The organism is Pelagibacterium xiamenense, assembly GCF_021166475.1.
Classification (GTDB): domain Bacteria; phylum Pseudomonadota; class Alphaproteobacteria; order Rhizobiales; family Devosiaceae; genus Pelagibacterium; species Pelagibacterium xiamenense.
The window spans coordinates 636,740-662,485 of sequence record NZ_JAJOYS010000001.1 but is presented as its reverse complement, the minus strand read 5'-3'; the positions used below and the strand labels follow the sequence as shown (position 1 = coordinate 662,485).

25 protein-coding genes and 1 tRNA gene are annotated in these 25,746 nt (G+C 62.6%); 13 read left to right on the top strand and 13 right to left on the bottom strand.

The features are described 5' to 3' along the window. The first annotated feature begins 10 nt into the window (after positions 1-10). From LSG43_RS03330 to LSG43_RS03305, 6 genes are all read left to right on the top strand, one after another. Positions 11-2,158, top strand: coding sequence for a GumC family protein (locus LSG43_RS03330; protein ID WP_231801254.1), 2,148 nt, complete (start codon positions 11-13; stop codon positions 2,156-2,158). A 112-nt stretch (positions 2,159-2,270) separates the two neighbouring features. After that, entirely contained in the window at positions 2,271-2,699 is a 429-nt protein-coding gene (locus LSG43_RS03325) for a hypothetical protein (RefSeq protein ID WP_231801252.1), read from the top strand. Between the two features lie 183 nt (positions 2,700-2,882). Next, positions 2,883-4,148, top strand: a complete 1,266-nt coding sequence (locus LSG43_RS03320) for a lipopolysaccharide biosynthesis protein (protein ID WP_231801251.1) — start codon at positions 2,883-2,885, stop codon at positions 4,146-4,148. A gap of 5 nt (positions 4,149-4,153) precedes the next feature. Next, complete coding sequence (locus LSG43_RS03315) at positions 4,154-5,500, top strand: O-antigen ligase family protein (RefSeq protein ID WP_231801250.1); 1,347 nt, start codon at positions 4,154-4,156, stop codon at positions 5,498-5,500. Next, entirely contained in the window at positions 5,466-6,425 is a 960-nt protein-coding gene (locus LSG43_RS03310; protein ID WP_231801248.1) for a glycosyltransferase family 2 protein, read from the top strand. Before LSG43_RS03315 ends, LSG43_RS03310 begins: the two co-directional genes overlap by 35 nt. An 8-nt stretch (positions 6,426-6,433) precedes the next feature. Further along, positions 6,434-7,528, top strand: coding sequence for a glycosyltransferase family 4 protein (locus tag LSG43_RS03305; RefSeq protein ID WP_231801247.1), 1,095 nt, complete (start codon positions 6,434-6,436; stop codon positions 7,526-7,528). Between the two features lie 43 nt (positions 7,529-7,571). On the opposite strand, the gene LSG43_RS03300 is transcribed toward LSG43_RS03305, so the two are convergent. The 7 genes from LSG43_RS03300 to LSG43_RS03270 form a co-directional block, all read right to left on the bottom strand. Continuing rightward, positions 7,572-8,630, bottom strand: a complete 1,059-nt coding sequence (locus LSG43_RS03300; RefSeq protein WP_231801245.1) for a UDP-glucuronic acid decarboxylase family protein — start codon at positions 8,628-8,630, stop codon at positions 7,572-7,574. A 51-nt stretch (positions 8,631-8,681) separates the two neighbouring features. Beyond that, on the bottom strand, positions 8,682-9,482 hold the full coding sequence (locus LSG43_RS03295; RefSeq protein WP_231801243.1) for a sugar transferase: 801 nt from the start codon (positions 9,480-9,482) through the stop codon (positions 8,682-8,684). A gap of 261 nt (positions 9,483-9,743) precedes the next feature. After that, a complete protein-coding gene (locus tag LSG43_RS03290; protein ID WP_231801241.1) occupies positions 9,744-9,962 on the bottom strand; it encodes a hypothetical protein in 219 nt (72 codons plus the stop codon). Between the two features lie 132 nt (positions 9,963-10,094). Next, complete coding sequence (locus tag LSG43_RS03285; RefSeq protein ID WP_231801239.1) at positions 10,095-10,673, bottom strand: transglutaminase-like cysteine peptidase; 579 nt, start codon at positions 10,671-10,673, stop codon at positions 10,095-10,097. 388 nt (positions 10,674-11,061) lie between these two features. Beyond that, positions 11,062-11,138 (bottom strand) — tRNA-Arg (locus tag LSG43_RS03280). A gap of 137 nt (positions 11,139-11,275) precedes the next feature. Next, positions 11,276-12,688: a sensor histidine kinase gene (locus LSG43_RS03275; protein WP_231801237.1), complete on the bottom strand. Its 1,413-nt coding sequence runs from the start codon at positions 12,686-12,688 to the stop codon at positions 11,276-11,278. 54 nt (positions 12,689-12,742) lie between these two features. Beyond that, complete coding sequence (locus LSG43_RS03270; RefSeq protein WP_231801236.1) at positions 12,743-14,182, bottom strand: dihydrolipoyl dehydrogenase family protein; 1,440 nt, start codon at positions 14,180-14,182, stop codon at positions 12,743-12,745. A 238-nt stretch (positions 14,183-14,420) separates the two neighbouring features. Between LSG43_RS03270 and rpmH the strand changes: the two genes are divergently transcribed. The 4 genes from rpmH to yihA all read left to right on the top strand — a co-directional run bounded on the left by rpmH (position 14,421) and on the right by yihA (position 17,524). Continuing rightward, a complete protein-coding gene (gene rpmH / locus LSG43_RS03265) occupies positions 14,421-14,555 on the top strand; it encodes a 50S ribosomal protein L34 (protein WP_127073147.1) in 135 nt (44 codons plus the stop codon). A 19-nt stretch (positions 14,556-14,574) separates the two neighbouring features. Then, entirely contained in the window at positions 14,575-14,946 is a 372-nt protein-coding gene (gene rnpA, locus LSG43_RS03260; protein ID WP_231801235.1) for a ribonuclease P protein component, read from the top strand. Then, a complete protein-coding gene (gene yidC, locus LSG43_RS03255) occupies positions 14,939-16,759 on the top strand; it encodes a membrane protein insertase YidC (RefSeq protein WP_231801234.1) in 1,821 nt (606 codons plus the stop codon). The genes rnpA and yidC overlap by 8 nt, the downstream gene beginning before the upstream one ends. Positions 16,760-16,891: 132 nt before the next feature. Then, positions 16,892-17,524: a ribosome biogenesis GTP-binding protein YihA/YsxC gene (gene yihA, locus LSG43_RS03250; protein ID WP_231801233.1), complete on the top strand. Its 633-nt coding sequence runs from the start codon at positions 16,892-16,894 to the stop codon at positions 17,522-17,524. A 53-nt stretch (positions 17,525-17,577) separates the two neighbouring features. Here yihA and LSG43_RS03245 read toward each other — a convergent pair whose 3' ends face one another. From LSG43_RS03245 to LSG43_RS03225, 5 genes are all read right to left on the bottom strand, one after another. Beyond that, positions 17,578-18,282, bottom strand: a complete 705-nt coding sequence (locus LSG43_RS03245) for a glutamine amidotransferase-related protein (protein ID WP_231801232.1) — start codon at positions 18,280-18,282, stop codon at positions 17,578-17,580. Positions 18,283-18,357: 75 nt separating this feature from the next. Continuing rightward, a complete protein-coding gene (gene msrB / locus LSG43_RS03240; RefSeq protein WP_231801231.1) occupies positions 18,358-18,852 on the bottom strand; it encodes a peptide-methionine (R)-S-oxide reductase MsrB in 495 nt (164 codons plus the stop codon). 211 nt (positions 18,853-19,063) lie between these two features. After that, positions 19,064-19,615 carry a fasciclin domain-containing protein gene (locus LSG43_RS03235; RefSeq protein ID WP_231801230.1) on the bottom strand — a complete coding sequence of 184 codons (552 nt, stop codon included), beginning with the start codon at positions 19,613-19,615 and terminating at the stop codon, positions 19,064-19,066. A 107-nt stretch (positions 19,616-19,722) separates the two neighbouring features. Next, a complete protein-coding gene (locus tag LSG43_RS03230; protein ID WP_231801229.1) occupies positions 19,723-20,439 on the bottom strand; it encodes an anti-sigma factor in 717 nt (238 codons plus the stop codon). Continuing rightward, positions 20,436-20,981, bottom strand: a complete 546-nt coding sequence (locus tag LSG43_RS03225; RefSeq protein ID WP_231801227.1) for a sigma-70 family RNA polymerase sigma factor — start codon at positions 20,979-20,981, stop codon at positions 20,436-20,438. Before LSG43_RS03225 ends, LSG43_RS03230 begins: the two co-directional genes overlap by 4 nt. A gap of 140 nt (positions 20,982-21,121) precedes the next feature. Between LSG43_RS03225 and argB the strand changes: the two genes are divergently transcribed. From argB to LSG43_RS03210, 3 genes are all read left to right on the top strand, one after another. After that, the gene (argB, locus tag LSG43_RS03220; protein WP_231801225.1) at positions 21,122-22,012 is read left to right on the top strand and encodes an acetylglutamate kinase; all 891 of its coding nucleotides are present in this window, start codon (positions 21,122-21,124) and stop codon (positions 22,010-22,012) included. 101 nt (positions 22,013-22,113) lie between these two features. After that, a complete protein-coding gene (locus tag LSG43_RS03215) occupies positions 22,114-22,818 on the top strand; it encodes a pyrimidine 5'-nucleotidase (RefSeq protein WP_231801223.1) in 705 nt (234 codons plus the stop codon). 151 nt (positions 22,819-22,969) lie between these two features. Next, on the top strand, positions 22,970-24,184 hold the full coding sequence (locus tag LSG43_RS03210; RefSeq protein ID WP_231801221.1) for an aq_1923 C-terminal domain: 1,215 nt from the start codon (positions 22,970-22,972) through the stop codon (positions 24,182-24,184). A gap of 78 nt (positions 24,185-24,262) precedes the next feature. On the opposite strand, the gene LSG43_RS03205 is transcribed toward LSG43_RS03210, so the two are convergent. Further along, positions 24,263-25,114 carry an LOG family protein gene (locus LSG43_RS03205; protein WP_231801219.1) on the bottom strand — a complete coding sequence of 284 codons (852 nt, stop codon included), beginning with the start codon at positions 25,112-25,114 and terminating at the stop codon, positions 24,263-24,265. Positions 25,115-25,746 lie beyond the last annotated feature (632 nt).

Sequence of the window (25,746 nt, the reverse complement as noted above, 5' to 3'; positions counted from 1 at the left end):
CGGAGACTTGATGGACGAACCCAGTATCGACATCCGCGGTGCTCTCGCCCTGCTGCGCCGCCAGAAGCGCCTGATCATCGGAACATTTCTCGTTGTTGTAGGGTTGGCGGTCGTCGTTATTTTTTCGCTCACGCCGCGCTATTCGTCGTCGGCGCTGATTTTTATCGATCCGGCGAACAAGAACCTGCTCGACCCCACAGAAATCACTACGAGCGGCACCAGCGAGAGTTCGCGTGTCGACAGTGAGGTCGAGATCATCCAGTCACAGGGGAATGTGCTTGCCGTAATCCAGGAGCATGGGCTCGTTTCCGATCCGGAATTCGGGGTGACGTTGAGCCTGCGCGACCGGATACTGACCTTCCTGCGCATCGACAATCCGGACCTGCCGACCGGCGATATGGCCCTGCGTGATGTCGTTGAGAATTTCCAGGATGCCCTCAGCGTGCGGCGGCGCGGGATTACCTATCTGGTCGATGTGACGGTCGAGTCCGAGGACCCTGACCGCGCTGCCGAACTGGCCAATGCGCTGGCCGATTCCTATATCGCCCAGCAGGTCCGTACCAAGATCGAGTCAGTCTCTGCTTCGCAGGCGGTGCTCGAAGCGCGCCTCGCCGAGGCGAGCGATGCCATCGTGCGCGCCGAAGAAGCGTTCGACGCGTTTGTTTCCCAGAACCTCGAACGGCTCGCCGCCGAGGCCGGCAGCAGCGTCGAAAGCTTGCGCGCGGAACTCCTGTCGGTTTCAGCCGAACGCGAAGCGACCACGCTTTTGCTGCGCGATGTCAACCGCTACATGGGCCAGGGCGACCTCGCGGCAACTGTGACCGCGCTCGAAAATGACGCTCTTGCCGCACTTGATGCGCAACGCCGGCAACTTTCCAGCGTATTGGCGGGCACCGACGCGGCGTCACCGGCCGCCATCGACCTGCGCAACGAACTCGCTGCGATCGAGGCCGAACTCGAGCAGGGCGTGAGAACCCAGATCGATACACTGTCGACTAACGCTGCCCAGCTTGAGAGTTCGGAAAGCCGGCTGCGCGAGCAGATCCGCTCCGATCTGCTCGCAAGCGACCTGCCGATCGACATGCTCACGCGGCTTTATGAACTCCAACAGGCCGCCCAGCTTGCGCGATCCCAATATCAGACGCTTTTGTCGCGGAGTTTCGAGCTTGGCGTACAGACGGATCTGCAGATCGCCGACAGCCGGATTATTTCGCGGGCCCTGCCCGCGCGTTCGCCGAGCTTCCCCAACACCAATCTTATGCTCGCGCTGGCGGCGCTGGGCGGACTCGGGCTTGGGGTCGGCCTGGGCTTTCTCTACGAAAATTACATCGGCGGACTGACCTCAAAGGTGCAGACAGAGGCGATCCTCCGGCTCCCGGTGCTGGCGGAGATTCCGCGCCAGAAGCATCTGGCCGGCGCGGAGGCCAAATCCGTTTCAGATGTCGTCGTCGCCGCGCCTCTTTCCCATTATGCCGAGGCCGTCCGGAGGTTGCGCGCCGGCATCGATCGGCACCTCAATGTCCGGTATCGCACCGCCGAGACGGCGCTGCCCGACGCCAGGCAGGGGGCGATCATCATGGTCAGTTCGCCTCTTCCGGCGGAAGGAAAGACCACCGTCGCGCTATCGCTGGCGCGGACGTATGCACTGTCGGGGAAAAAGACCATCATCATCGACTGCGACCTGAGAAAGCCCGCAGTGCACCGGCAGTTGGACATCGCGCCCGAACACAGCCTTTGGGAATACCTCAAAGGCGATGTGGACCGGAGCGCGCTGGCCCGCGTGATTTTCGAGGATGCGGAAACCGGCCTCAGCGTGCTTGCCGGCGCGAGGCATCTCGAAGCGCCGGCCGACCAGCTCTTCCAGGGCAAGGCGTTTGAGGAGCTGATCAAGGCGGCGACCAGGAGCTTCGACGTGGTTATTCTCGACGCGCCTCCGATCCTGCCTGTGGTGGACGGAAGTCATCTCGCACAATACGCCGATATTCTCGTCCTCGTCGTCAAATGGGCAAGCACCAGTCAGTCCGAGGTACGGAACGCGGTGACAATCCTCCAGGAGTCCTGTGCGCCCGAGGCGGAAATCGCCGTCGCCCTCAACCAGCAGGAGCGTGGGCAATCGAGCTATGGCGGCCGCTACGCGAGCTACTATCAGGAGATTTGAAGGGAACCCGTATTCGCCCTTCGGCAAAAGCAGCCGTCATCGCACTGTAACATTGACTATTTCGTCACTTTCTCTTATTTTACTCTATGTTTACCATAAGGGGACGTAACAAATGGGCATTCAGTCGAAAGTACTCGCCCTATCCGTTGCATTCTTAGTCGGGTCCACGGCATCGGTGCCGGCACAAGTTACTGCTACGCCTGATCTTTCCGGTATTGACGCAGGATGCATATCCGCGTCGGCAACGGTTGGACTGTGCACGGGAGCGACTGAAGCCTATGCTTCAGGCGTTAGTTCGCTTCCCACCGGCGAAGCCGACTCCGAGCTGGTCAACGCCGCGGTTTTCATTGCTGAAAGGCTGCTGGCGGGCCCCTGTACTCCGCCTAACCCGATAGAGGTGGCGGGGCTCACGGTTCTGGCAGATGCAATCAGCGATCCGGCATTGGCTCAGCAGGTTCGTGAACTTATCGATACGGTTGCAGCCTGTGGCGAAATTCCGGTGGCAGCGATCGGCACACAAAGGTTCGCGAGCGATAACTAGGCTCCCGAATTCGGACCTCTGCCTGGCTTCGGAAACACAGCACACATAAGTCGGCTGCCCGACAGGGCAGCCGTTATGCTGTGGCGCCGTCAAAATTAATCACTTATTCGAAATCCACTTCTTGGCGGCACGCGGGATGGCTAGAATGTTGCCGGTGGATTTGGAAAGTTAAGTGCTCCCGCCATGGCAGAGAAAGTTCTCGCACGACCGTCAGTCTTCTCGATGATGCGGTCGCGCGGGCTTGTTTCTGTTCTCGACCAGGCCGTCATTAGTGGCGTGAACTTCGTGACCACGGTCTTCATTGGTCGCTGGATGGGCGCGAGCGACCTAGGTATCTACATCCTCATCTTCACGGTTCTGACTTTTCTGATCGCGGCGGCCGAATCTCTGATCGCCGCTCCGATGACCTCTTTGATCCACAAATACGCCGACGCGCACCGGCGGGCTTATCTGGGCAGCGTGCTTATTCATCATGCGCTGCTGGTGGCGGTTGTCTTCGCTTCCGCCGTTTTGGCAACCGCCTATGCGTATTTCAACGTTCCCGGACTGACATTACCGCTGGCGGCGGCGGCGCTCTGGCTGCCCGCGGTTCTGACCCGGGAACTGGCGCGGCGTTACGCGATGGCGACCTTCAAGCCGAACCTCGCTCTGGGGCTCGATCTTGCGATCGCGGCCCTCCACATAGGCTGGCTGGGCCTGCTCGCAATCACACGCCTCACGAGCCTTTTTGCAATCCTGCTGGGCGCTTTTGTTGCCCAGATCGTCGGCATCTGGGCATGGTGGCGACGCGCAGCGCCTGCTCTGAGCCTGGAACCCGCGGCTTGGCGGGAACACCTTGGCTCGCACCTCCGGCTCGGATCGGGCAATCTTCTGGCTTTGGGCACGTTCATTGCGCAGCTCTATATTGCGCCCTGGCTGCTTGCCGTTCTCGCAACGCCGTCCTTCGTCGGCCAATTTGCGGCATGCCATACGCTCGTCATGCTGACGAACCCGCTCACCCAAGGATTGGCGAACGCCGTCATGCCCCAGGCCGCGCTCCTTTCGAGCGAAGGAAAAACGCGTGAACTTCGGCGCTACACGGGGACCACAGCCGTCAGATTGTCCCTCATCGTCCTGCCGCTGGCCATTCCGCTCATCCTTGTTGGCGGCCCCCTACTGGCCCTGCTCTACGGAGACGGGTTCGGTGGCCTTCAGGGCGTGATTACGGCGCTTGCAGTGGCGGCGTTGGTCCGATCCGCCGCCATGGCGGCTTATGTCGCCGTCTGGGCCGTCCATCGATCCATTTGGAATGCCGCGGCCAATGTGGCCGGGCTGCTGGCGACGATCGGTGCAACCGTGGCACTTTTCGAACCCCTGGGCCTTGTCGGAGCGGCCATTGCGCTACTTGTCGGCGACACGCTCGCCGCCCTCGTCAGAACCGCCGCCTTTTGGCACGTCACAAGGAATTGAAGGCGATGGCGCGGGCAAGGCCGGTTCGGACGACAAGACCGGAAAGGTTCGCAACCGACATATCGGGCTGGCTCGTCTTTCTTTGGATCGTCGCAACCTTCGGATCGTTCCGGACGCGCGATGTGGATGCGCTGGTCGGGCAGAACGCGATCGATGCGCAGGTTGCGTTTCAAATCGGGTCCTGGGTCGCTCTGGCGGCCATCGCCGCTCTTCTTGTTCTTCGCCGGAGGACCGTCTGGTGGGTCTTCGACGGGGGGCCGCTCTTTTGGTACGCCGGTTTCATGGTTTTTGCCGCGCTGAGCGTCGTTTACTCGATTTCGCCGGCATTCAGCGCGTTCTACGTCTTCCAGATCGCCGTGTTCGTGATGTTGCTTGCCTCAGTCGGCCTGTCGGCAAAGCGGCTGCTGTACTGGATCTCGGCCTACGCCGCGCTCAACTGGATCCTGGTCGCCTTGGGCGAAACCGGGCTCACATTCGGCATGGACTGGATCGTTGGCGCCGAGGAAATGTACATCCGGTATGGCGGCTCGCCCGGTGAAATCTGGCGGCTCTCGACAGCGATCGGGCACCCCAGTCAGCTCTCTGTTGTCGCGGCCATGGGTGCGGTCGCCGCGTTCGCCAACGACCCGGACGACAGAACGCCCTGGGGCTGGCTGCTTTTCGGGTTTCTGTTCGTGACCGTCCTCGCCACGGTCAGCCGCACGGCGATCGCGGGAATGGCGCTGGGCCTCGTCATCGTCATGATCCTGCAGCGGCGCACCCACATCCTTGTTCTCGCAGGCAGCGTCGCCGCCTTGTCTGTAATCTTCGTACCGGCGGCCGTCGACGATGCCATGGAGTATTTCCTGCGCGGCCAGTCGGTCGACGCATTCGCCTCGCTGACCGGGCGCTCCTCGATTTACGAGATCGCGCTCGAACGCGCCCAGGCAAGCTGGTGGGGCGAAGGCTTCCGCTCGCTCCGGGCCGATCCTCTTATCGGACGCTACTGGGGCGAGGGGGTCGTGCATGCGCACAACCTTTTCCTGCAGGCCATGATCGAGACCGGTGTGCTTGGTGCGATCATGGCCACGCTATGCGTCTTTTCACTGCTTTACTGGTCCGTACGGCTCGCATTCCCCGGCAAGCGCCTGCGCGCCCACGCGCGGGTCGCTCCGATCGGGATATGCGGCCCGATCCTTGCCTTCAGCGCGCTGGATTCGGGTTTCGTCGTCAATCTCGGCCCATTCGTTGCGGCCTTCATCGCCCAGTTGATGGTCGTCCGCAAACAGGTTCACGAAACGCGGCTGCTCGGGCGGCCGATCGTTCAGGATAGCCCAGATGCCCAAGGTTACCGTCCTTCTACCGGTCTATAACGGATTACCCTATCTCAGGGACGCTCTTGCGTGCCTGCTCGACCAGACGCTTGCGGACATCGAGATTCTGGCGCTCGACGACGGCTCAACCGACGGCTCGTTGGCTTATCTGAACTCGATCCAGGATCCGCGCCTCAAGGTCGCGCCTTCGGGCCGAAACCTGGGCCTGGGTGCCACGCTCCAGCGCGGGCTGGATACGTGTCAGACACCCTTGTTCGCGCGCATGGATGCCGACGATCTGTGCGATCGGGACCGGTTGAGGCTTCAATACGAGTTCCTGGCGCACAATCCCGACGTCGCGATGGTTGGATGCCAGTTCCACTATTTCGGGCAATCGGGCCGCAAGGCGATGACCCCTCGGCTCCCCGTTGCACATGCGGACATCGAGGCAGGACTCCAGACCGGCCAGCTCTCGATCATCCACGGGGCCATGATGGCCCGAACCGAAACCATGCGCGCTGCCGGCGGCTATCGTGTCAGCGGCATGGGCGAAGACTGGGACATGTTCTTGCGGTTCAGCGAGGTCGGCCGCATGGCGAACCTCGAGGCGGATCTCTATGGCTACAGGTATCATGCCGGCAACGTCTCGCTAAAACATCTCGAGCGGCAGACGATCGGCATCGCCTATGCACGGGACTGTGCACGCCGGCGGCGGGCCGGAATGCAGGAGATCAGCTACGCCGCATTCCTCGGTACGGCACGATCCAGGCCGATCTGGACACGCATCGCCGACAAGCTCGATGTGATGGCGCTGCGCCAGTACAGGATCGCGATCGCCGAACTTGCCGAGGGCCGCAGGATCTCGGGCCACCTGAATTTGCTGGCGGGCGCGGCGTTATCCCCGGGTCGCGCGATCTCGCGGCTCACGCGCGACAGGGCGCGCACCAAGGGTCAAACAGTAAGCGGGGGCAGCGAAAGCGGATGAAAATCGCGATGATCGGGTTGCGCGGCCTGCCCGCCAATTACAGCGGCATCGAAGTGGCCGTTGAGGAAATCGGGGCGAGGCTGGTCGATGCCGGCCACGAGGTCACGGTCTATTGCATGGGTCGTCGCGCCACGGAAACCTACAAGGGCATGCGGCTGGTCTACATCCCGACCATCCGGGGCAAAAACACCGAGATGGTGGTCTATTCGATGCTCGCCAGCCTGCACGCGCTCGGACAAGGGTACGACCTGGTGCACCTGCACGCGTTCGGCCCCGCGGTCATGACTGGTCTGTTTCGATTGTTTCGCCGTCCCGTCGTGGTCACCTGCCACGGCCTGGACTACCTGCGCGAAAAATGGGGGTTGATCGCCCGGACCTATATCCGGTTCGGAGAAACCATGGCCATGCGCCACGCGAATGCCGTCATCTGCGTTTCGCGATCGATGCGCTCGGATCTGGAGGCCCGCCATCGAAAGCCGCTCGACTACATTCCCAACGGCTCAACGGTGAAAAACGTCCCGGCAGAGGATCACATGAGAACGCAACTCGGGCTGGCGCCCAAGGGCTATTTCATTTTCGTGGGCCGGCTGGTCGAATGCAAACGTGTCGACCTCCTGATCGAGGCCTTCCGCCAGCTCGAAACGGATATGAAGCTGGTGATCGTCGGCGGCGGCAGCGACGATGCGGTAGCCAGGCTCTCCGGCCTCGCAGCGGGCGACGAAAGGATCGTTCTCACCGGGCCTGTCTATGGCGAGGCGCTCGACGGCCTTTTCGGCAATGCCGCGTTCTTCGTGCTGCCGTCGGTGCTTGAAGGCCTGCCGGTCGCCCTGATCGAAGCGCTTGGCCACAATTTGCCTGTCATCGTCAGCGATCTGCCCGAAAATCTCGAAGTCGTCGCGGACGGCAATGGAGGGTACCGGGCGCTGGTTTGCGAACGCGACAGCGTGGGCAGCCTGCGCGATACGCTTGCGGCGGCACTCCGCGACCGCCAGGCGCTGGCTCGACAATATGCCGACAACAGAGCGTTCGTGATGGAAAAATACGGCTGGGACAGCATAGCGGCGCAGACGGCCGAATGCTATGCGCGCGCAGTGCAAGCGTGAACGAACGGGAAAGCCGGCTCCCTGTGACAGGGAGCCGGATGACTTACCGGACCGAATGCAGCGTCCCGTTGTGGCGCTGCGGCATGACCTGCGTCGCAGTGAAGACGCCTTCGACGGTCACCGCTGGCACGGCCGGAAGAGGCTCGGGTAGCTCCAGGATATCCCTGAAATAGGCGACGGTGGCCTCCAGGCCCTCCTCGAGCTGCACTTTGGGTGCCCATCCGAGGAACGCCTTGGCGGCGCCGATATCGGGTTTGCGCTGCCTGGGATCGTCGACGGGCAGTGGCCGGTTGACCGGCGCCCTGCCCGAACCTGTGATCCGCGTTACGGCCATTGCCAGTTCCCGGATGGTGAACTCCGCTGGATTGCCGAGGTTGATCGGTCCCGTGGTCGAGTCGTCGGTGGCCATCAGCCGGATGAGTCCGTCGACAAGGTCCTCGACATAGCAGAACGAACGCGTCTGCTCTCCGTCGCCATAAAGCGTCAACGCTTCCCCGCGAAGGGCCTGAACCACAAAGTTCGAAACGACGCGCCCATCCGCAACGTTCATGCGCGGTCCGTAGGTATTGAAGATGCGGGCGACCTTTATCGGCATGCCGTACTTGCGGCGATAATCGAAAAAGAGCGTCTCGGCGCAACGCTTGCCTTCATCGTAACACGCCCGCGGCCCGATCGGATTGACGTTGCCCCAGTATGTTTCGTTTTGAGGATGCTGGTAAGGGTCGCCATAAACTTCGGAGGTCGACGCCTGAAGGATGGGGGCTTTCACCCGCCTGGCCAATCCCAGCATGTTCATGGCGCCGATGACGCTCGTTTTCGTCGTTTGCACCGGATCGAACTGATAGTGAACCGGCGAGGCTGGGCATGCCAGATTGAAGATCTCGTCGATTTCAACGTAGAGCGGCACCGTGATGTCGTGACGCATCAATTCAAATCGGGGGTGCCCGATAAGATGTGCGATGTTGGCCCTGCTGCCGGTGAAGAAATTGTCGACGCACAGGACCTCATGTCCGTCCCGCAAAAGCCGGTCGCAAAGATGCGACCCGATAAAACCCGCTCCTCCGGTAACCAGAACCCTTTTAACGTTGTATCCAGCTTTCATCTTACTCCAACTCCGTCCCCGCGCTTGCGCGCACCGTTACCTATTCTTTAGTCAGCTTCCGCTTCCGTGCCTCATCTCCTGAAAAACCGTGCGCATGATGATCTTGAGATCGAGCAGAACCGAGAAGTTCTGGATGTAGGCGATGTCATGGTCGATCCGCGCGCGCGCGAGGACCGGGTTGCGCGTAGGGCCTCGCAGCCCCGACACCTGGGCCCAACCCGAAAGGCCGGGTTTCATCGCCAGCCGAAGGTCGTAGTAAGGGACAAGATCCCGATAGGGTTGCCCGGCCGCCTGCATCCCGATCGGATGCGGTCGCGGCCCGACCAGAGACATCTCGCCACGCAGGACATTGAAAAGCTGCGGCAGCTCGTCGACGTTCGTGCGGCGCAGCACTCCGCCAAGCGGGGTGACCCGCGGGTCGTGCGCAACCGTCTGGGCGACACCCGACGTGTCGCAGGCCTCCGTGTACATCGTGCGGAATTTGTAGATTGCAAAACTGCGGCCGTTGTGACCTTCGCGCATCTGGCAAAAGAGCGCCGGACCCTTGCTTGTCGTGCGAATGGCGATGGCGATGGCGAGCAGAAACGGCCACAGTACGGAAAGCGCCATCGCAGCGAGCAACACGTCAAGCATTTGCTTGACGGCCAATTGCGCAGCGCGGGCGCGACTGAACGTCGGCTCCGCAGGCCACTCACCGATGTATTCGATCGGCAGTTCTGACCTCGACAATTGCGCCAACTGATCCGGCTTTTTAGGGTCTGATCCCGAAATGGCGCCGGAGGTCTTGTGGATACTAGCCAACCGTGCCGCAGGTTGCATGAACCTGCGGCCCCCTGCTGCGTCCCCCGACACGGTTTTTCTCCCGCTATGTCATTTCAATTTGGTCCGGAAACGCCGTCAACGCTTCACTAACCATGTTATTTAAATACCATAAAATGACGAATTCGCATATCGAAATTGCAGAGATCGATAATTTCCCGACTATTTCCGCATACTTAGCCGCGCAGTATTATCCTGACTGGTTACATCTTATTTGGACAATTGACCTGGCTAGCCGGCCCCGCGGAATGGGCCGGCCGGGAAAAGGCCGGATGCACAGTCAGCAAGAGAAGGTCAGAATCGATCGGCCAGAAGGGCGTGGCCCACAAGCGCGGCTGCAAGTCCGAGATTGAAGGCGAGAAGCAGCCCGATCGATGTCAGGATCGGCAGGCCGGCAAAAGACACGGCCAGGACGGACACGCCGAGCAGAATCGCCACGCCCGCCAGAAGGGCAGCGCCCCCGGCGAAGAGCTGGAAGAACCCTGCTGCAAAAAGGCTCGTAAAAGCCAACATCGGCATACCCGGTCTGCACGACATCTCACGCGTGTCGATGATGAGCGCGTCGTGGCTAATGTCTCGTTAACGTGTTCCAGGGCCTTCCCTGGCGCAAATTGCAGCCCGGCGCCGCCAGACACCGGACGAAAATCAACTCGCAGCCGTCCACCGGAGCGGATTGCTCGTCGCCATCGCCACAAGGTCGTGGGTGACTTCGTTCCACGCCAGGACTTCGTCCGCGAGATTGTCGAGAACAAGATCACCCTGGGCGGTGCGAACGAGCACGACCGCGTGGCCGACACCGTCCTCGGTGTACCCAATCGCCAAATGCAGGGCCCCGGCGGGCACGCCCATCTCGATCAGCCGGTTCCACTTGTTCATTGCGTAGTCTTTGCAATCCCCCGCCTCGGCCCCCAATTCCCATATCTGGCTCGCGCGCAGCTGAGGCCGTATCGCGGCGTTGACTTCGCGGTTGACCTGATCGAGCAGCGCAAAGAGATCGGGCGTCAATTCCGGCGTGGCCTCAGGGGTGGGCTGGCAACGCGCGGGCGCGCGCAAGCAGAAAACCTGAAAACCCAAGGGCGTCGCGAAACTCCCGGCGGTCGATATGCGACCGAGCGGGCCGAAACTCTCCTGCCCTGGCCATGGCGCGATAGCGTGCGCGGACGGCGTTACAAGGAGGATGGATAGAGCAAGTATCGCCGAACCGACTCTGGGGGTGATCCGCATTTAGCCTCCGAGCGAAATCGTTGCTGCGACTGTGCGCGCACATCCTTTTGAATTTTCTGAGAGTTTCCTGTCTATTTTAACCAAATCCGGCTTCTTCCCGACCGGAAAGAAGTGACAGAAAAATAGAACTCCCCTTCGAACGGGTGACGTTTTTGTATCCGATTCGGGCAACATTGTGAATTCAGCAGCACTACACGCACAAGGACTGCGCGTTGCTAAAATTTTATCATGAAACGACTGCGGAATTCGCACCGGAATCGCCTTGTCTTTTCTAATATTTAGACGAGGACCGGCCCCACCTGAAAAGAGTCAGGCGACAGAGTTGCCCTGGCCCCGACCCCCTGAAGGAAACGGACATCCAGCGCTGGCAAAGGTAGCGGTAAAGAAATGGCGCGCTCGGGAAGATTCGAACTCCCGACCCCCAGATTCGTAGTCTGGTGCTCTATCCAGCTGAGCTACGAGCGCGTGCTGCCGATATGGAAAAATCGCACCGGGAGGTCAACCCCCGATCGGCTGGCGCAACGCTTATAACGGCTTGTTCGCTATTGCAAGCCTTGGTCACATAATCTTTGCAATGAAACGACACGGCCTTCCGATCCCGCCTATCGCAGGGGCAGGTCGATGGTGAAGGCCGTGCCTTTTTCCGTCTCGGCGAGCGCAATCGTTCCGCCGTTGGCCTCGACGAGCTCGCGCGCGATCGCGAGCCCGAGCCCCGTGCCGCCCGAACGCGCCGAGCCCTTGAAGGCGACGAACAGGTTTTCCCGCGCGCGCGGCGGCAGCCCGGGGCCGTTGTCGGCCAGGGTCAGCCTCAGCGTGGTCTCGCGCGGCTCGGCCGAGAATGTCACCGTCGGGCTGGTCATGGTATCGGCGGCCGTCTCGAGAGCCTCACGGGCGTTCTTGAAGATGTTGATAAAGACGCGGGCGAGGTGATCGGGGTCGACGGTGACGACGAGATCGTCGGGTACGCGATTGTCGAAGACGATATGCGGGTGCCCGGCGAGCCCGGCTGCCACGCTCGCTTCGGTGCCCAGTGCGCGCAGATCGACCGGGGCGGGACGGGGCGGACGCGATTGCTGGCGGCCGTAGTCGAGCACGCTCTGGGCGAATTCGGTGGCCTTGTCGATCGTATTGACGAGCCGCGGCGCCAGCCTTTGCACCTTCGGATCGTCGAGCGTCGCCACCTGGTCGGAAAGCAGTTGCGCGGAGGTCAGCATATTGCGCAGGTCATGGTTGATCTTGGAGACCGCGAGACCAAGATCGGCCAGGTGCCGGCGCTGGCGCAGCATGGTGAAGAGTTCTTCCTGGGTCTGGGAGAACTCACGTTCGAGCACGCCGATCTCGTCCTTGCGGTTCTTGTTCGGCCGTATGATCAGTCGCCCGTTTTCCGGGTTCTGCCCGAAGGCGAGGACGGCGCCTGTCAGCCGCCGAAGGGGTCCGATCAGAAGGCGCTCGGCAAATACATAAAGGGCGAAGGCGGTAACCCCGGCAATGATGAGGGAGAGCATGGCAATGTTGCCGGCGTAAAACAGCATGTCTGCGCGCAGCGGGCTTTCGGGCATGATGACCTCGACCACCGCGTCGCCGGCGCCCGGCGGCACCCCCACGATGCGCAATGTGCGCCCGCCCGACACCATCGTATCGACCGCATCGGCGATCAGCCTGAGCGGGTTGCGGTCGCGCATGTCGGCGGTGTGGGTCTCCTCGGGCATCATCGCGGCGTCGAGCGAAATAAGGTCCGACTGCCCCTCGCGCCGATAGACGATGGCGAGGGCCCCGGCCGATTGCAGCAAGGGCTCGGTGATCTCGACCGGCAGGTCGGTGACGTCGGGCACTGCGTCAAAAACCCGCACGGCAACGCCGCCCACGCGCAGCCGGTCATCGAGCCAGCCGGCGCGAAAATTGGCGAGAGAGGGGAAAAAGACCGCGATTTCGACAAGCAGGATGACGCCGGCTATCGCGGCGATCAGCTTGAAACTCAACCCTGAAAACGGCCCGGCATGAACGCGATCGGTCATACGCAACCCATAAAGCATCTACGCGGCGGCTGGAAATCCAATTTGCGGACGCGGTTACCGCCAGATCGCCCGCAGAGGTCCCAGGGTTTTTGCAACCCGCTGACGCCAGCCCGGTTCGGCATAGGTTTCCGCGTACGCCCCGGCCAGCGCCGGAACGATTTCGGCAAGGGCCGGATGCGGCACGACGAGCCTCTGGAGGTCGTGGGGGGTGAGCCGCTTGGCGACGGCCAGCGCGAACAGCGCAATCAGTTCGCCTGCCGCCGGCCCGGCAATTCCGGCGCCCAGAATGCGTCCGCTTTCGTGGGTGATGAGCTTGACATGCCCTTCCGTCTCGCCCAGCGCACGGGCGCGATCTATGGCCGCAAACGGGAAGCGGGTGATGGTAAAGCGCGCTTTGTGCCGGCTGCGCGCCTCTACCTCGGTGAGCCCCACCTGCGCGATTTCCGGATCGGTATAGACCACGTGCGGGATTGCCGGCCGTGTCCGCACGCCGAACATGCCGCCGAGCGCGTGCCCGACGATCTGCCTCGCCTGGTGCCGGACCGCGTGCACCGAACGGGCGTCGCCAGCCGTCGCGCCGAGTGCATAAATCCGGCGGTTTGACGTGCGCCCGAAGGCGTTGAGTTCGAGCTGTCCCCCGGTTGTGCGGACGCGTGCGTGGCCAAGGCCCAGCCCGTCGAGATCGGGCCGGCGGCCCGCCGCAACCAGAAGATGCGTCCCGCCAATCTGCCGCTCCTCGGCGCCGGACTTGACCTCGAGCGCGATCTCGCCCTCGGTGCCGCTGACCGATACGACGCCGGTATTGGACATCAGATTGAGCCCTTCGGCTTTCAGACGCCGCAAGACGATGGCGGTGAGCTCGGCGTCGCAATCGCCGAGCGGCTCGAGAATATCGATCAGCGTCACGCCGACACCGAGCCGCAGATAGGCCTGAGCGAGCGCCAGCCCGGTCTCCCCGCCGCCGAGCACGATCAGATGGCCGGGTTTACGCGTAAGCTCGAAGATCGTTTCGGGCGTGTGGAACGGTACATCGCCGAGCCCGGGAATATCCGGAACGAGGGGCCGCGAGCCCGTCGCGATGACGAAGCGCCGTGCGCGGACCTGTGTCTCGCCGGCCTTGAGCGTGCCCGCATCGATGAACCCCGCCGCTCCCTGGATCACGGTAATCCCGTCGGCGGCGAGTTGCTCCTGGCTCGCTTCGGCGGCAGCGGCTGCGATCACCTCGGCGATATGCCCGTTGAGCCGCGCGAAATTGACGCGCGGCTCCTCCGCGCCGATCCCCAGATCGCGCGCCGTGCGCATCTGGTGCGCCCTTTTTGCCGCCGCCGCGGTTGCGTGCGCCGCGAGACTTCCCCGGTTGAGCGCCACGCCGCCGAGCGCGCCCTTCTCGACGAGCACCACGCCGGCGCCCGCGGCCCGGGCTTCTCTGGCGGCCGCCAGTCCGCCCGGTCCGCCGCCGATGATACACAGATCGGTCCTGATCGTTTCGGCCAAGAGTTATCCCCGCTTGATACGCCCGGTTTTCCCAGCTTTTAGCGCCAGCCGCCGGCGCTGGCCAGCGCTGGCAATATCGTGATCGGGATTGATTGACTTTACCCCCCCTTTTTCTTATAAGCCGCGCAACCTTGCCTGCGGCCGGGCCCGTTCGCGGGTCATGGCGCGGGCATTCGACATTCGGATCATCTTTTATCTTTTTAGAGGATCGCGCGCGGCGCGCGCGGTATGAAGAGCAATGAAGCGTACCTTTCAGCCGAGCAACCTCGTGCGCAAGCGCCGGCACGGTTTCCGCGCCCGTATGGCCACCAAGAACGGCCGCAAGATCCTCAACCGCCGCCGCGCCCAGGGCCGCAAGCGGCTGTCCGCGTAAGCGACGCCGTCCGGTCGTCATGCCGGAGGCACCGGCATCTGCGCTCAGGCGCCTGAAAAAGCGGGCGCAATTTTTAAGAGCCGCGCGGGGCAAGAAAATTGCCGGGCGCGGCTTTGTGTTGCAGGCGGTTCCAGTTGCCGAGCCCGGTGCCGGCGTGGGATATACGGTAACCAAGAAGGTCGGCAATGCGCCCGAGCGCAACCGGATCAAGCGCAGGCTGCGGGCCGCCGTACATGCATGTCATGACCGCTTCAAAGGCGGATACGACTATGTCTTGATCGGCCGGCGTGAAAGCTTAAATGAACCCTTTGCCGCGCTTGTCGAACGCCTTTGCACTTCGATCGAACGCTTAAACGCCCCGGCCCAGCGGACCCGAAAACACCATGAATGAAAACAATCGCAACATGATCCTGGCTGTCGTCCTGAGCATGATCGTGCTCTTTGGATGGCAGTATTTCGTCGCCGGGCCGCAGCTCGAGCAGGCGCAGCAGGAGGCCGCCCAGCAGCAGGCCGCCGAGAGCGCCGATATCGCAGCGCCCGTGGCCGAGACCGGCGCGGCGGGCGAAGCGCCGTCGGGAACCTCCGACATCGTGAGCTTCGAAAGCCGCGAAGCGGCGCTGGCGGCTTCGGATCGGGTTGCGATCGATACAGGCGCACTTTCGGGCTCGATCAACCTTACCGGCGCGCGGATCGACGATCTGCATCTGCTCCGGTACCAGGAGACCACCGACCCCGACAGCCCGACCATCACGCTATTGTCGCCGGCAGGTTCACCCGAACCCTACTACCTCGAGCAGGGCTGGGTCGCGCCCGCCAATACCGATGTCGCGCTGCCCGACGCGGGAACCGAGTGGACCGTCGAGGAGGGCGAAACGCTCACCGCGGAAACGCCGGTGACGCTTGTTTGGGACAATGGCGAAGGCCTTGTCTTCCGCCGCACGATTTCGGTCGACGAGAACTACATGTTCTCGGTCGAACAGAGCGTAGAGAACACGACGGGCGGCGACGTGGCGCTCTACCCCTATTCGCGGGTCGCGCGGCTCTATACGCCCTACACGCAGAACTTCTTCATCCTGCATGAAGGTCCGATCGGCGTTTTGGGCGATGCCAACCTCATCGAGATGACCTACCAGAACCTCCGCGACGAAGGCTCGCGCGACGTGGCTTCGACCGGCGGCTGGCTGGGGTTCACCGACAAATACTGGGCAACCGCCATCGTCCCCAACCAGGACGAGGCGGTCAACGCGCGCTTTTTCCACTCGACCCGCTCCAATGGCGGCGAGGATTACCGCGCCAATTTCGTCTCCGAGAGCGCGGTCATCGTGCCCGCGGGCGGTACCGGGGTGCACACGAGCCTTGCGTTTGCCGGCGCCAAGGTGGAATCGATCATCGACAGCTATGAGCAGGGCTTCGGCATCCGCCAGTTCGAGTTGCTGATCGACTGGGGCTGGTTCCACTTCATCACCAAGCCCATGTTCCTCGTGATCCGCTTCCTCCATCAGATCCTGGGCAATTTCGGCCTCGCGATCCTGGCGGTCACCGTTATCATCAAGGCGATTTTCTTCCCGCTGGCCAACAAGAGCTATGCCTCGATGGCCAACATGCGGCGGGTGCAGCCGAAGATGAAGGAAATCCAGGAGAAATACAAAGACGACCGCACCGCCCAGCAGCAGGCGATGATGGAACTGTACAAGACCGAGAAGATCAATCCGATCGCCGGGTGCTGGCCGATCCTCATCCAGATCCCGGTCTTCTTCTCGCTCTACAAGGTGCTGTTCGTCACCATCGAAATGCGCCATGCGCCGTTCTTTGGCTGGATTCAGGACCTTGCGGCGCCCGACCCCACGCACATCTTCAACCTATTCGGCCTTCTGCCCTACGATCCCACCATGGTCCCGGTTATCGGCGCATTCCTGGGCATCGGCATCTGGCCGGTCATCATGGGCATCACTATGTGGGTCCAGATGCGGTTGAACCCGCCCCCGACCGATCCGACACAGGCAGCTATCTTTGCGTGGATGCCGATTATCTTCACGTTCATGCTGGGGACCTTCCCTGCCGGCCTCGTCATCTACTGGGCGTGGAACAACTTCCTCTCGATCGTTCAGCAATGGGTGATCATGAAGCGGCACGGCGTCGAAGTGGATCTCTTCGGCAACATCGTGGCCAGCTTCAAGCGCAAGAAGCCCAACGCCGCCGAGTAGGCGCAAAGAAGCACACGATAAGGGCCGGTTCGCCGGCCCTTTTTCGTTGCGCTCCTCCTCCGCATCCCTCCCTCTTGCGGAATGGGATGGGGACAGAGTAGGCAAGACTGCCCGACACAATCAGGACCTCCCATGACCGAGCAGCCCGACGACACCACCCGATTGCTCTTTGCCCGCCCGTGGGAGTTCTTGAAAGGCTGCGTGCGGGTGTCCGACCTTCCCGCCGACGACACCGTCGAAGTCGCGTTCGCGGGCCGTTCGAATGTCGGGAAGTCCTCGCTCATCAACGCGCTCGTCGGCCAGCGCGCTTTGGCGCGCACCTCCAACACGCCCGGCCGCACGCAGGAACTCAACCTCTTTGCGCCCCAGGCCGGGGGCATCCGGATTGTGGATATGCCCGGCTACGGTTTCGCCAAGGCCCCCAAACCGGCGGTCGAAAAATGGAACAAGCTCATCCACCAGTTCCTGCGCGGCCGCCCCAACCTGCGGCGCGTCTACGTGCTTGTCGACGCGCGCCACGGCCCCAAGGCCAATGACGCGACGGTCATGAATGAACTCGACAAGGCGGCCGTGAGCTACCAGGTCGTGCTCACCAAGACCGACAAGCTCGCCGAAAAAGACGCCACCGCCGTCATCGAGGCCACGCAAAAGGCCATCGCCAAGCGCCCTGCCGCGCACCCGCAAATCATCGTCACCTCAAGCGAAAAGGGTATCGGCATCGACACCCTGCGCCACGAGATCGCGCGGATTCGCGAGGGATACTAGAGCGCTTCTTGGAAAATTGGGGCGGATCACCCCGCGTTTGAAACTGACCTGCTCTAGGCGGCCAGGAACCGGCTGATCGCTCGCGTCAAAAGCGGGCTATCGGAGGGCTTGGCGAAGGACGCCTTGGCCTTTTCGATCACGGCGTCTTCTGCCAGCCCCTTGCGCAGCCTGACAAGCTGGAGCGCATATTCGTCGGAAAACTCCGGGTGCGGCTGGAAGGATAGCGTTGTGCCGTTGGCGTAGTGCAACCCGGCATTGGGCGTGAATTCGGATGACAGCACCACCCTGGCGCCCTCGGGCGGCGTGATTACCTGGTCCTGGTGCGAGCAGGCCACCGAAAGGCTGGCGCGCGGCGCATCGAGGAAGGGCGGGCGGCAGGCGATCTGGTAGGTATGCCGTCCCAGCCCCCAACCCTTCTCGGACTTGCGCACGTCGCCGCCGAGCGCGTCGGCGATCACCTGGTGGCCGAAGCAGATCCCGACCATCTTGGTCCGCGCCGCGTGGGCGCCGCGAATGAACGCCCGCAGAGGCTCCATCCACGCGACGTCATCGTAAACCCCGTAGGCCGATCCGGTGATCAGGATGGCGTCGAGGCTTTCGGGGTCGGGCAGCGGCGCCCCAGCGTCGAGCTCGACCGTTTCATAGGCGAGCTTTGCGCCGTCGCGCTCGAACATGCCCTGGAACATCGCCGGATAGGAGGGATACTGATCCGCCAGGGGCGCGGGTACGCCACCGGTCCGGATGATCGTCAGTTTCATTTGCGCGCGCAGCCCAATGCTTGATTCAAACGGGCGGACTTATGGGGGCAACGCAACAAGAATGCAACAGGGCCTTTATGCGGCAACGAAGGTCAATGCCACGCCATTGATGCAGTGGCGTTTGCCGGTGGGCTCTGGCCCATCGTCGAAAATATGCCCCAGGTGTCCACCGCAGCGGCGGCAGTGGCATTCGGTCCTCACCATGCCGAACGAGGTGTCGGTCGAGGTCCCGATGGCATCGGGGAGCGATTCCCAGAAGCTCGGCCAACCGGTGCCGCTGTCGTATTTGGCTTCGGAGGCGTAAAGCGGCAGGTCGCATCCCGCGCAATGATAGAGCCCGGCCTCGTAGTGCTTGTCGAGCGGCGAGGTGAACGCCCGCTCGGTCCCGTGCTCGCGCAGCACGTAGAATTGCTCGGGCGTCAGCCGCTCGCGCCATTCGGCTTCGGAGAGCACGATCTCGAATTCGCCCTCGGCATGCTGAGCCATCGCGAAACGCTGCGAAAGGCCGAAAAGCCCAAGCCCCGCGGCAGCAGCGGATGCACCCAAAATCATCGAACGGCGGGAAATCATGTCGTATCCTCCTGACGCGGCCGCATGATTTCAGACGCTTGCGCGCACGTCCAAATCAAGAGCGCGTTATCACAAGCCATGCCGGAACCCGGCCGGACCACCGCTTCATGCACCCCGCCAAGGATACCGCGCGGAATGGTCCGACCAGGCATCCCCGCGGGCCGCCCGGCGCCAGGGAGCACCGGCCGGCCCGCAGTGGACACCGACGCGCTTACATGGCGGGCAGCAGTACCGCGTCGATCACGTGGATTACGCCATTCGACTGCTTGACGTCGGCGATGGTCACGTTGGCAGTGTTGCCGTTTTCGTCGGTGATCATGACCTGATCGCCTTCATAGGTGACTTCAAGCGTACATCCCCCCACGGTTTCCACCGGATGCATGCCGCCATCGTCGTCGACCATGCCGATGATCGCTTCGGACATCGCATTGGCCGCGACCACGTGACAGGTGAGGATCTGGACGAGCTGGTCCCTGTTTTCCGGCTGCAGCAGGGTTTCTACGGTGCCCTCGGGCAGCGCGGCAAAGGCCTCGTCGGTCGGCGCGAAGACCGTGAAAGGTCCCTCGCCCTGCAGCGTCTCGACGAGCCCCGCGGCCTGGACGGCGGCGACGAGCGTTTCGTGGTCGGCGGAGTTCATCGCGTTTTCGACGATATTACGCTCGGCGAACATCTCCGCGCCGCCCACCATCGGGTTGTCCTGCGCAAAGGCTGCGCCGGCGAGGATGGTCGAGGCCGCAAGTGCGGTCAGAGAAAAGCGGATCATGATGGTCTCTCCTTAAAAGGTTGGTGTGCCGGATCACCCCGGCAACACCCCCAGCTACGAGAGGCCGTCTCGCAAAGTTTCAGCGGTGCAGAGATTTTTTTGCGTCGTTAGATCGCCGTCGCCGTCCCGGCCGACACGAGCGGGCCCTGGGCCACGCCGGTGGGCGAGCCGCCGGTCTGCTCAAGCGTTACCGCGAGTGTCACGCCCTCGCCAAAGAGCGGCTGTAGCGCGGCGTCGACCGGTACGCGATGGGCCTGCCCTACCCCGATCACACCAAGCGATATCGCCGGATCCTCGCCGGCGATAAGCCAAAGCTCATAGTCCTTGCCCTCCCCGGCGGGCGCACCCTGGGCGGTCAGCCGCAACGCCCCGTCCGACGGCTCATAAAGCGCGAGGACCGACACATCGCTTTCAACCGGCTCCAGCGCTGCGACCAACTCGGACTGTGGCGCCGGACCAGCCGGAGGCAGAACGGCAAGGCTCACCGCGACGAGTGCGATCATCACCGCAAGACCCGTTGCAGCGCGCCAGAAGACGAGGCTGTCATACCAGCGCGCCTTCTTCTGCGCCGTTTGATCGCCAAACAGACGGCCCTCGATTCTCGCCAGCGTACCCGCCGGCGGCGTCACCGGCCGGTACTCGGTGTTGAGCCCGGCAAACTGCGCCTCCCAGAACCGCGCCTCGGCGGCGATTTCGGGGTTGCTTGCAATGGCGCGCTCGATGGCCGCCCGATCGGCCGGGTCGGTCAGGCCGAGCACGTATTCGGCCATCGTGATCCGCGGATCGCCGTCGTCTTCGATCCCTGGCAGGTTCCAATCGCTCATTTATCCAGGCACTCCCGCAATTGGATCAGTCCGCGGCGCAGCCACGTGCGGATCGTGTTGAGGGGGATGGCGAAACGGTCCGCAAGCTCCTGATAGCTATAGCCTTCGACATAGGCCGCTTGCACCGCGTCGGCGCGCTGCTCGGGCAGCGTCTCGAGGCATTCTTCGAGCCGGGCGCGTTCGCCCGCATTTGCCGCGGACTGTTCAGGCGTCATTTTCGGGTCGGCGATCTCGCGGGCGTCGTCGATATCGCGGGTCTCGGGCTTGCGGCGGCGGATAATGTCGATAGCATGATTGCGGGCGATGGTGATCAGCCATGTCATTGGCGATCCCAAATCTTCCCTGTACTGGTCTGCCCGTTGCCAGATCTTGACGTAGATATCCTGCACCGCATCTTCGGCCTCGCTTCTATTGCCGAGGATACGCAACACGACGCCGAAAAGTTTCGCGCTCGTGCGGGCATAGAGCGCACGGAACGCCGTGCGGTCCGCGAGTGCCGTCCTGGCGATCAGCCCGGCGATCTCTTCTAGGCCCTGATCCAAAAAACACCTCGGGCTGCCGCGTTGCGCCGCGGTTCGCGTCAATTCCGAAACCATTCAAGCATGGAACGCCGCGCAGGGCTATGCATCGGACGAATTCTTGCGCTAGAACGCGAACATAAGAAGAGGACCGATCCCCGCCCATGACCGACGCCCACGAAAACGCCTACGATGCCGAGATCCTGGCCAAGGCGCTGCCGTTCATGCAGCGCTACGAGAACAAGACCGTCGTCATCAAGTATGGCGGCCACGCCATGGGCGATCCGGCGCTCGGTAAGGCTTTCGCCCGCGACGTCGCGCTTCTCAAGCAGTCGGGCGTCAACCCGATCGTGGTTCACGGCGGCGGCCCGCAGATCGGCGAGATGCTCAAGAAACTCGATATCGAATCCAAATTCGAGGGCGGATTGCGGGTCACGGACAAGCGGACCGTCGAAATCGTCGAGATGGTCCTTGCCGGATCGATCAACAAGGAGATCGTGGCGCTCATCAACGCCGAGGGCGAATGGGCGATCGGGCTGTGCGGGAAAGACGGCAACATGGTCTTTGCCGAAAAGGCCAAGAAAACGGTCATCGACCCCACCTCCAACATCGAGCGCATTCTCGATCTGGGCTTCGTGGGCGAACCGGTCGAGATCGACCGCACGCTCCTCGACCTGCTCGCGCGTTCGGAGATGATCCCCGTCATCGCCCCTGTCGCGCCGGGCCGCGACGGGGCGACCTACAACATCAACGCCGACACCTTCGCGGGCGCTATCGCGGGCGCGGTCTTCGCCAAGCGCCTCCTCTTCTTGACCGATGTGCCCGGCGTCCTCGACAAGTCCGGCACGCTCATCCCCGAACTTTCGGTCCGCGAGGCCAAGCAGTTGATGGCCGACGGCACGATCTCGGGCGGCATGATCCCCAAGGTCGAAACCTGCATCGAAGCGCTCGACAGGGGCGTTGAGGGTGTGGTGATCGTCAACGGCAAGACCCCGCATGCCGTGCTTCTGGAGCTTTTCACCGAGCATGGCGCGGGCACGCTGATCGTGCGGTAGGGCCTGTCGCCGCCATACCGGAACCGGAAGCCGGCCGTAGCGCCGATCACTTCGGCGTTTCCGGTCATTTACCGTTCACCGAATTGGCGCATAATGGGGCAATGAACAAATTGACCCCCTCTGTCCGCACGCTCGACCATGTCACCGACTGGATCTTCGACCTCGACAACACGCTCTACCCGCGCGAATGCAATCTTTTCGCGCAGATCGACACGCTGATCACCCATTACGTAATGGATGTGACAAGCCTCGATTTCGAGGCCGCGCGGGATCTGCAAAAGGCCTACTACCGGGATCATGGCACGACGCTCAACGGCCTGATGACCACGCACGACGTCGACCCCGACCACTATCTCGCCGCTGTTCACGCCATCGACTATTCGCCCGTCAACGCGCATCCCGAGCTCGTGGCCGCCATAGCGGCGCTGCCGGGGCGCAAGTTCATCTTCACCAATGCCGATGCCGGACACGCCGTGTCCGTCCTCAAGCGGCTGGGCGCAGCCGACATCTTCGAGGGGATATTCGACATCCGGCTCGCGCAGTTCGAGCCCAAGCCGCTTCCAGCCGCCTATGAGCGCTTCCTTGCCGCGCACGGCGTCGATCCCGCCCGCGCGGTGATGTTCGACGACCTCGAGAAGAACCTCAGGGTGCCGCACGAAAACGGCATGGTCACCGTACAGGTGGTCGCTGCGGAGGATTTCATCCACGACCAGTGCGACCCCTGGGAACTGGGGCGCGGCGACGGCCAGCCGCACGTTCACCACATCACCGACGATCTCGTGGCGTTCCTCAAGCAGCACGGTTGAGCGCATTTTCGCCCGATTTTTCATCATCGTGTAACCGGAGCCGGGCATAGCTGTGCGATCATCGGATCGAAACCGGCATCGATAGCGTTATCGCCCGGGACCGGGCCACACCGCATCCGCCCGCCCGACCACACACAAGGGGACGAAAAGCATGCACACTCGGATTTCGCATCTGGCGCTCGCCGGCGCCGCCCTGGCGCTCACCGCCACACCCGCCTTCGCACTGGAAGCCACCGGCTTTGCCGACAAGCTCGTCGAGGTGAGCCGGTTCATGGGGGTCTCCCTCGACTACGGCTCCGCCACGGCTGAAGGCGACACAATCACGCTGGCCAATTTCACCCTGGCGGTGCCCGGCGAGGACCTCGTCGTGATCCCTGGCGAGATCGTCTTTGAAGGTGTCGTCGAGACGCCGGACGGCGGATACACCGCCGAGCGCGCGACGATCGCGGATATCGCGTTCACCGACGAGGACGAAGGCATCACGCTTACCTTCGTCGATATCCTTGCCGAAGGCATTTCGCTGCCGGCCGAGATCACCATGGACACGATGATCGACGTCAGCATGGACCTTTACGACCGCGTCTCCGCCGGCCCGCTGACGGTGGCCAAGGAAGACGGCACCGAGCTGTTCGCGATCGATACGATGGAGGCCTGGGTCGAGAACGCGGCGGCCGACGGGGGCATCACGACAGGATACAGGATCGCAGGCGTCCGCGCCGACCTCAGCGCATTCGACGATGCGGAAGCCCAGGAGGTGATTTCTGCCTTCGGCATCGCGCAGTTCGGCGCCGAGCTTTCCGGCGAAGGCACCTGGTGGCCGGATACCGGGCGGGCCGAGATGACCGATATGTCGATCGTGCTCGACGAGCTGGGCTCGCTCTCGATGAATTTCGCCGTCGAAGGCTATACCCGCGAACTCTATCGCGAACTCATGAAGATCAACCTCAAGATGGCCGAACTCAGCGAAGCCGGCGAGGAGATCGACGAGGCACAGATGGAACGGCTGTCGCAGTCTATGCTCGCGGAATTCGCAGCTCTCAAGCTCGACAGCGCCTCGATCCGCTACAACGACGCCTCGCTCTTCATGAAGGCGCTCGATTTCGCCGCGGCCGAGCAGGGGCTTGACGGCGCAACCTTCGCACAGGGGCTCAAGTTCACCGTCCCGATGCTGCTCGCCGAACTGGACAACGCGAATTTCTCGGAAATGGTGTCGGGCGCGGTCAACGCCTTCATCGACGATCCGCAGAACTTCGAAATCGCCGCCGAGCCGGCCCAGCCGGTGGGCGTGGAGGAATTCATGGGGGTCGAGGACGATCCGATGCTCCTGATCGATCTGCTCAACCTTCAGGTCCGGGCCAACCAGTAGGCCCGGCCCGCAGCAGGCACAAAAAAGGGGCGCAACGGAGCGCCCCTTTGCTTTTTGCGTCCTGCGACACCAGGCGCCCTAAGCCTCCACCTCAATCTCCGGCAGATTATACGTCTTGCGCACGATCTCCCACGCCTCTTCGGCCGTATCGACGACCGTGAAGAGCTTGACGTCGTCGGGCGATACGGTGCCTTCCTCGACAAGCGCGTCGAGGTTGATCACACGGCTCCAGAACGCCTTGCCGAAGAGCAGGAGCGGGATACGCTCCATGCGCCCGGTCTGGATGAGCGTCAGCGTTTCGAAGAACTCGTCGAGCGTCCCGAACCCGCCGGGGAAGATCGCGACGACCTTGGCGCGGACGAGGAAATGGATTTTCCGCGTCGCGAAATAATGGAAGTTGAACGAGAACTGCGGCGTCACGTAGACGTTGGGCGCCTGTTCGTGCGGCAGAACGATGTTGAGCCCGATCGACGGCGCCCCCACGTCCGTCGCCCCGCGATTGCCCGCCTCCATCACCCCCGGCCCGCCGCCGGTCACCACCACGTATTCCGAATAGCCCGTCGCCTTGGCGGTGGTCGAAGCGAGCTGCGCGAAACGCCGGGCTTCGGTATAATAGACAGAATTTTCCTCGAGGTTCTTTTTTGCCGTCTCGGTCTTGGCGGCCCAGGCGGGCTTGCCCGGCTCGGGAATGCGCGCGCCGCCGAACAGCACGACCGTCGAATTGACACCGGCGTCACGCAGGCGGGTTTCGATTTTCGTATATTCGAGCTGGAACCGGATGCCGCGCAGGTCCTCGGAGGTCAGGAACTCGTCATCGGCAAAGGCGAGCCGGTAGGCGGAGGATTGGGTCTGCGGTGTTTGTGGTGAATGGCGGACAACCTCGATGTCATCCTTGGAGGACCTCAGCGAGGAGTGGCGTTTGCGACCCATAGCGGCTCCTTGGTTCCCGTCTGCGCGGTCATTCTGGCATAAGCGGTGTGTATGACCGGCTAACGATGGGGGCAAGGGGAATTCCGACCGACTGCGGAAATGATGCGCGGCGGCTCCGCACCCGTCGTCACAAGCGCTGCCGATCCGGAGGCTGTGCCGAAGCCTTCCAGGATCAAACTTATCCCCGCCCCCAGAATGTCAAATATGATGCTCGTTACGGACCCGCTTCTGATGGGCGCGAGCGCAACGAACGTTTGGGCGGGTCCGGTCCGGGTTCCTCGCGGGTCGCTGCGGGGAAGGCCCAAAGCGGACAGAGGCCGGACGGGGACTGATATCCCCGTCGTACTCCCGAAAGGGAGAGGGGCACCGGTCAATTGGGGGCTTGGGAGGTTGGCAGAAAAAGTGGCTTCCACTATTTCGGTTCGACCAACCGACCCACTAAAGACCAACAAACCCCAGCCCGGGACGCCGCCATAAGCCGAAAATCCCGGGCGTATGCGGCGAGGCTCGTCTCGCTATTTTATATTTCAGTATGAGGCGCGTCTCGCCGCATACCGTCCACGTTCAATGACACCCGAGGTGCACGCGCCATCGGACACTTTGGCGCGTCTTCATCCCCAACATCCGGGGTT